Origin of the sequence: Gloeomargarita sp. SKYB120 (assembly GCA_025062155.1) — a bacterium.
In the GTDB taxonomy this organism is placed as follows: domain Bacteria; phylum Cyanobacteriota; class Cyanobacteriia; order Gloeomargaritales; family Gloeomargaritaceae; genus Gloeomargarita.
Map to the genome: position 1 here is coordinate 57,085 of JANXAM010000012.1, position 6,223 is coordinate 63,307.

At 60.0% G+C, this 6,223-nt stretch carries 6 protein-coding genes and 1 tRNA gene; 4 read left to right on the plus strand and 3 right to left on the minus strand.

The genetic code is table 11. The features are described 5' to 3' along the window. Nucleotides 1-2: 2 nt before the first annotated feature. Nucleotides 3-1,304 carry a TldD/PmbA family protein gene (locus NZ705_06215; protein MCS7292556.1) on the minus strand — a complete coding sequence of 434 codons (1,302 nt, stop codon included), beginning with the start codon at nucleotides 1,302-1,304 and terminating at the stop codon, nucleotides 3-5. Nucleotides 1,305-1,388: 84 nt separating this feature from the next. Between NZ705_06215 and NZ705_06220 the strand changes: the two genes are divergently transcribed. After that, complete coding sequence (locus NZ705_06220; protein ID MCS7292557.1) at nucleotides 1,389-1,775, plus strand: hypothetical protein; 387 nt, start codon at nucleotides 1,389-1,391, stop codon at nucleotides 1,773-1,775. On the opposite strand, the gene NZ705_06225 is transcribed toward NZ705_06220, so the two are convergent. Next, the gene (locus NZ705_06225; protein MCS7292558.1) at nucleotides 1,756-2,847 is read right to left on the minus strand and encodes a HAMP domain-containing histidine kinase; all 1,092 of its coding nucleotides are present in this window, start codon (nucleotides 2,845-2,847) and stop codon (nucleotides 1,756-1,758) included. The two genes, NZ705_06220 and NZ705_06225, sit on opposite strands and share 20 nt — an antisense overlap. Before the next feature lie 132 nt (nucleotides 2,848-2,979). Here NZ705_06225 and hflX point away from each other — a divergent pair, with 132 nt between their 5' ends. The 3 genes from hflX to NZ705_06240 all read left to right on the plus strand — a co-directional run bounded on the left by hflX (nucleotide 2,980) and on the right by NZ705_06240 (nucleotide 5,195). After that, complete coding sequence (gene hflX, locus NZ705_06230; GenBank protein MCS7292559.1) at nucleotides 2,980-4,521, plus strand: GTPase HflX; 1,542 nt, start codon at nucleotides 2,980-2,982, stop codon at nucleotides 4,519-4,521. A 24-nt stretch (nucleotides 4,522-4,545) separates the two neighbouring features. After that, nucleotides 4,546-5,115, plus strand: a complete 570-nt coding sequence (locus NZ705_06235) for a hypothetical protein (GenBank protein ID MCS7292560.1) — start codon at nucleotides 4,546-4,548, stop codon at nucleotides 5,113-5,115. Nucleotides 5,116-5,122: 7 nt separating this feature from the next. Next, nucleotides 5,123-5,195, plus strand: a tRNA-Arg gene (locus tag NZ705_06240). 251 nt (nucleotides 5,196-5,446) lie between these two features. Here the strand turns inward: NZ705_06240 and NZ705_06245 are convergent. Further along, nucleotides 5,447-6,223, minus strand: a 777-nt coding sequence (locus NZ705_06245) for a transposase (GenBank protein MCS7292561.1), incomplete at its 5' end; no start/stop codon positions are given.

Sequence of the window (6,223 nt, forward strand, 5' to 3'; positions counted from 1 at the left end):
GGTCAAGAAGCGCTGGTAATCGTGACCCGTTGGACCACCAGGGGCGGGCTGAAGGTGTCGTCCTGCCACGCTGCGGCTGCACCCACCACCATGTCCGCCTGCAAAATATCGTACACATTGCCGGCGATCATCGTGTCTTTCACGCGGCCTTGCACCACCCCACCCTCCACCCAGTAGCCTAGGTCCACATTCACGGAAAAATCCCCGGAAATGTCGGCGCCGCCCCCTAACACCTGGTCCACCAGCAGGCCCTTGTCCAGTTGTTGCAGCAGCTCCTGGTCCGTCAGCGTCCCCGGCTGCACCCACCAGTTCACCAGCATTGGAAAGGGCGCGCGGGTCAACCCTGGTCGAAAGCCGTTGCCAGTGCTGGTTTCCCCCCATTGACTGGCTGTGTACTGGTCGGTGTAAAAGCGGGTGAGTACACCCTGCTCAATCAAAGTCAGCGGTTGGGTCAACACGCCCTCATCGTCAAAGGGACAACCGTGCAGGGAAAGATGGGGGTCCTGCCGGCAGGTGAGACAGGGATGGACGACAAGCTGACCCCGTTTATCGGCCCAGGGAGAGGCCCCCTCCAGGACCTGTCGGCCATTGAGCGCTGCCTGCACCGGTTCCCAAAGCAAATCGGCGGCCTTGGGCGTCAACAGCACAGGCCATTGTCCTGAAAGTCCCTGCACATTCTGGCGCGCCCAAGTCAATGACTGGCACAGCCGGTCCACCAGGGGTTGGGGGTCGCTCAAGGTCGCCAGGCGCAGGTGCTCCCCAACGGCCAAAAAATCGTCGCCGCGCACCCATTCGCAGGCCATGCCCACCTCCAGGGCACCGGCACGGTAGCTGTAATCCAGCCCCTCCGAGTTCACCAAACGGGTAAACGACTGCTGCCAGCTCAACCCACCGCTGCAGAGCACTTCAGGAAACGCCTGGCGGACACCAGCGATCACCGCCTCGCCCCAGGGAATCAAGTCGTGGGGGTCAGGCGCCGGGGGCTGGTCTTGAAACTGCTGCACGCCGCCAGCGACTAAACGCGGTGGTTCGGGGGGGTGTAGAGCGGCCACCGCCAGCGCCTTTTCCACCAGCCAGTCGGGAGACACCGGTCCAGCAGCCACCGCTACACCGGGGCATCCGTCGCGCCACAGCCATAACGCCACCGTTTGGGATTCGCTGCGCTCTAGGGATTTCAGCCGGTTGGCCTCAAACTGCACCGGTTGGCTCTGGTGGTGCTCCAGGTGAATCTGCACCGCCGCCGCACCGGCTCGTTTGGCTCGCTCCAGAAGGGCACTTATCCAACTATCAGTGGCAAGGTCCATGCCTAGCCCAAGCAAGTCGGTTAGAATGCTGTAGAAAGGAAGTAACCTGCGTCGTGGCCTGGACCATTTGGGAGTACATTTTGCATGCCGAAGAAGCCGCTTTCACTTGACCAACTGGGGATTCAGGAAGGAGACCCGGTCTGGTTCCGCAACGAAAAGGGGGCTAAGTTCATTTTCACAGTGAAATCCCTTTACATCAAGTCCAACGGGCAACCCATGGCCACCTTGGCCTGCCGCAAAGCCTGGGGAGATGAACAGTACGCCTTGCCGGCCCTGTTGTTTGAAAAGGTGCCCCAGGAGGTGCTGGACAAAATTGCCCAGGCGCGGGAGGCCCGCAAAGCCGCCGAAGCGCAGCAGGCCCAGCGACCGGAACGCCAACGACCTCGGTTTGAACGTCCCAGTCGCCCGCCCTCGGAAACGGACAGAGAACGACCACCTCGCCCGCGCAAATTCAACTTTGACCGGCGTTAGGCAGCCAGATTTCCAGGCGCGTCCCTGGAGGGCTCAGCAGCACGACCCGCCCGCCCATCTGAGTCACCAGCTCCTTGACCACCGCCAATCCCAGGCCATCGCCAGGCGTAGTGCCGGCCGTTTGTTTCCCCCGGTAGTGCCGTTCAAAGACCCGCTCCTGTTCTTCGGGGGGAATGCCGGGGCCGTCGTCCGCAACCCAGACCACCACTTGGTCACCGACGGCTTGCGCCCCCACCTCGACCCGCCCTCCCGCCGGGGTGTATTTTAGGCTGTTATCCAGCAGGTTACTCACGACTTCCCGCAGGGCTTGGGCATCAGCGCGAACGGTTAAATCGGCGGGGACAGGCAGCGCCTCCAGGGTCAACCCCCGTTCCTGGGCTGCACAGGCCGCTGCGGTGAGTAACGGGTTGAGAACGGATGCGACGGCGACAGGTGCCAGGGACAACGCTGGCAACAAAAGCGGCGGTGACTGACCGGGTAATAGCGGTGGCGACGCGGTGGGTTCCAAACGCAACAGCAGTTCCTCGATCCGTTCCGTCTGGGCCAGTATCCCCGTCACCACTTCCTGGTCCTTGGGGTTTGTCAACCGCCGGCGCAACAACTTGGCAAAGGTCTTGAGGGCGCTCAAGGGGCTGCGCAACTGGTGCAAAACGGTCGCTAGCAGCTCTTGGGTTTGGGCCTGCCCTTGGACTAGGGCTTGACTGCGCTGGTGCCACTGTTGCCGTTGTTGTTCGAGGCTCCAGGCTAAAGCCAGCGCTTGGGCTGCCCGCTGTAGGTGTTCCTGTTCCCAAGGACGCCAACTGATGCCAGGGCGCAACAACACCAGCAAGCCCAGAAGCATTTCCCCCTGGAGCAGCGGCAAAACTAGTTGTTCCGGTCGGTCAACGGCGGAATAGGGGCTATCGGGCAAGGCGGTCTGGGTCTGGGGGTAGGTAGCCACGGGCTTGAAGGACCACTCGTCGCCTGTCTGTCGCACATAGACCGTGCAGCGGGCCAACTGAAATAACTGTCCTAGTAGCTCCAACTGCGCTTGACACAGGGTGACGAATTCGGGACTGATGTCTGGCGTCATGGCGCGCCGCGCTTGCTGTCGTCATTGGGATTGACTATATTTAACTTTAAATCCCCTATGGTGTCATTGCCGTTGGCAGGAGCGCGTCTTTACGGAGACCTTCGCGGCTTAAAACCAACTCAGCTTCGTCAGTTGCAACGCTTGTATCGGGTGCGCCTGCCGCAGGATGTTTTGATTACGCCAGAATGTGCCCAACGCCTGTGGCAAGTGACCACGCTGGTGGAAGCACCGGTGTGCGTCTATGTCAACCGGCGGGGGCAGGTCTTGCGGGTAGCGGTCGGGACACCAGAGAGCACGCGCGTGCCGTTGTACGAACTCCCGCGCTACGGGGCCGGCCGGTTGTCGGGGTGGCGCTGTTTGAGTACCCGTTTGTCGCCGGAGGCGCCGAGCACAGCGGACTTGACCACCCTGATGGAACAGCGGTGGGACGCCCTGGTATCTCTGTACGACCGTTCAGCTTATTGGGCCTATCCGGGACCTACGACGTGGGTCTTGACCGGGCCGCTGGCGGTCACCACCCTAGCGCAGGAGAACTGGTTGGCCCAATTGCAGGAGACGGAACAGGCGCGGCAGGCGGAAGCCCAACCAGCGGCAGAAACTAACGACCGGCGGGTGATTCTCGTGGGGGTGCGACCGGTGGGAATGACCCATGCGGCGTTTCAAGCGGGTTTACAGGAAATGCAGCGTCTCATCACCAGCGCCGGAGCGACGGTAGCGGCAACTGTTCTCCAGGGACGCCCGGAACTGGGGGCTGGGAAAATTCAAGAAGTCCGGCGGGTCGGGCGGTTGCAGGGGGTCAACGTCGTGGTGTTCAACGGGGATTTGTCGCCAGCGCAGGTGCGCAACCTGGAGCGCGAGTTGGAAATGCGGGTGGTGGACCGCACCGAGTTAATCTTGGACATTTTTGCCCAGCGAGCCCGTTCCCAGGCGGGGAAATTGCAGGTGGAATTGGCCCAGTTGCAGTACCGGCTCACGCGGTTGACTGGCCAGGGGCAAGCGCTTTCCCGTCTAGGCGGTGGCATCGGCACCCGTGGGCCTGGGGAAACCCGCTTGGAGACCGAGCGGCGCACCATTCAACGCCGGATTGCCTACCTAAAAAAACAGGTGGAACAGTTGCGGCAACACCGGGAGCGACTCCGGCAGCAGCGGTTGCGGCGGCAGGTCCCAACCGTGGCGCTCGTGGGTTACACCAACGCCGGCAAATCCACACTTTTTAATGCCCTGACCCGTGCCGACGTCTATGCCTCGGATCAGTTATTTGCCACGTTGGACCCTACCAGTCGCCGGCTAGTGTTGGCCGACCATCCCCAACCTCTGGTTCTGACCGACACGGTGGGTTTTATCGAAAACTTGCCCCCGACCCTTTGGGATGCCTTCCAGGCGACGCTAGAGGAATTGACGGAGGCGGATTTGCTGTTGCACGTGGTGGATTTGTCCCATCCCAACTGGCAAGCGCAAATTGCCACTGTGGAAGCCTGCTTAGCGCGGATGTCCCCGGTACCGGCGCCTGCTTGGATTGTGTTTAACAAGATTGACCAGGTGGACAGCGACACGCTCCAGCGCGCCCATCAATCCTATCCCCATGCGCTTTACGTTGCTGCGCGGGAACGCATCGGCTTAGAGACCCTGCGGCGGGCTTTACGAGGGTGGCTGCAGCGGGCTCTGGCCAGCTAAGGTAGGACTATGAGCGATTTCCCCATGCATAATCCGTCAACCGCATCGCCCCAGACTTGGCAAATTTCGGCCTTGGTGCGTTACTCCCTGTACGGCCTGTACTGGACCTTGTTAACGCCCTTGCCGTTTCTCGCCCAGTTGCAGGGACTACCGCTGGTAGCTTGGGGGCTAGGAGTGGGGTTGATTGCTGGATTTGTTGGGATACACGGCCTGTTGAGCCAGCAGGTACAGGCAGACCACCAGGGATTGCGCATAACTTATCCCGCCTGGGTGCCGAGTTGGTTGGCGTCGGGCTGGCGGGTGAATTGGACAGACATCCAACGCCTTCACACCCGACCGACGGGACAGGGAGGACGGGTGCATTACCTGGTGACCCACAGCGGTCAAGCCTACCTGATCCCCATGCGGGTTGCTGGTTTTGGGCGCCTGCTCGACACCATTAGCCGCCACACAGGCTTGCCCACCGCTGACATCAAACCTCTTGCTCAGCCCTGGATGTATGCTGCCCTTGGACTGTGCGTGTTGATCCTGTTGCCCTTGGATGCTTGGCTGATTCTCCAGGTGTTTTCAGCCCCATCGGGTTTTGTAAACTGAAGATCAGGCCGTAGTAGCTCAGGGGATAGAGCAACCGCCTTCTAAGCGGTCTGTCCCTGGTTCAAATCCAGGCTACGGCGTGGGGTAAAACTAGCTTCCTGACGGGGTTTTCTAACTGTCCTTTCCACTTGGTTACAACTAGCCAAATTTAGTGGAAAGTGACGGTGAGAGGTAGTGCTATGTAGACTAAGCCGTTTAAGATTGTCATATAATGAACGTGTTGTTATGGAGTGAGAGAATGCCTAAACCATACTATAGCTGAGCTGCTTTAGTTTGTCATAGAGATGACAGGAAAACCAGAGACGGGGCCACACCGCTTCCAAACCGCTGATCATCGCTGATCAACGCTGGAACTTGCACTCAGTGCAAGCCTGTTGGACTTATCCAGTGATGGCTCACCAGTGCCAACTTCCTGCTTCATCGCACACATGGCTCGTAGACCGCCATCAGACGTTCCGCCGCCAGAGGTGGCTCCACAGGCAGCCACGGCTGGACTCTCCGCGGTTGAGTAGTAGTGGTTCCGCAGGTTGATGGCCGCGTTCAGATCACATCTGAACCCGCAGTGGGGACAAACGAACAACTCACTACTACCCAATTTCGTGTGGACGTGGCCACACCTGGAGCACAACTTGCTCGATGGAAACCAGCGGTCGGCAACGACCAGTTGGCTCCCGTAGAGCCGGCACTTGTACTCCAGCTGCCGCTTGATTTCATACAGACCAAGGTCTGAGATGGTACGCGCCAGATACCGGTTCCGCAACATTCCCTGCACGTTCAGGTCTTCCACAACAACCGTCTCGTGGTTCTTGGCAACGGCCGTCGTTAGCTTGTGGATGGCATCCGAACACAGACAGGAGATGCGGTAGTGTAGCTTTGCTACCCGGAGTCGAGCCTTTTCACGATTTTTACCCCCTTTAACACGCCTGCTAAGCCTTCTTTGCCACAAGCGGAGCCTTCTCAAGGACCGCTCAAGCGCCCTGGGACTCTCAAAGACTTCACCACTCGAAAGCACCGCGAGCTTCCGACTCCCCAGGTCAACCCCGACAACGTCTATTTTCTTCGGCGTGGGCTGCGGTTCAAGCTCGTAGTGGAACGACACAAACCACCG

Bases quoted from the DNA above. Each gene is read 5' to 3' on its own strand.
- NZ705_06215 (MCS7292556.1), bottom strand. From the start codon at position 1,304: ATGGACCTTGCCACTGATAGTTGGATAAGTGCCCTTCTGGAGCGAGCC.
- NZ705_06220 (MCS7292557.1), top strand. From the start codon at position 1,389: ATGCCGAAGAAGCCGCTTTCACTTGACCAACTGGGGATTCAGGAAGGA.
- NZ705_06225 (MCS7292558.1), bottom strand. From the start codon at position 2,847: ATGACGCCAGACATCAGTCCCGAATTCGTCACCCTGTGTCAAGCGCAG.
- NZ705_06235 (MCS7292560.1), top strand. From the start codon at position 4,546: ATGCATAATCCGTCAACCGCATCGCCCCAGACTTGGCAAATTTCGGCC.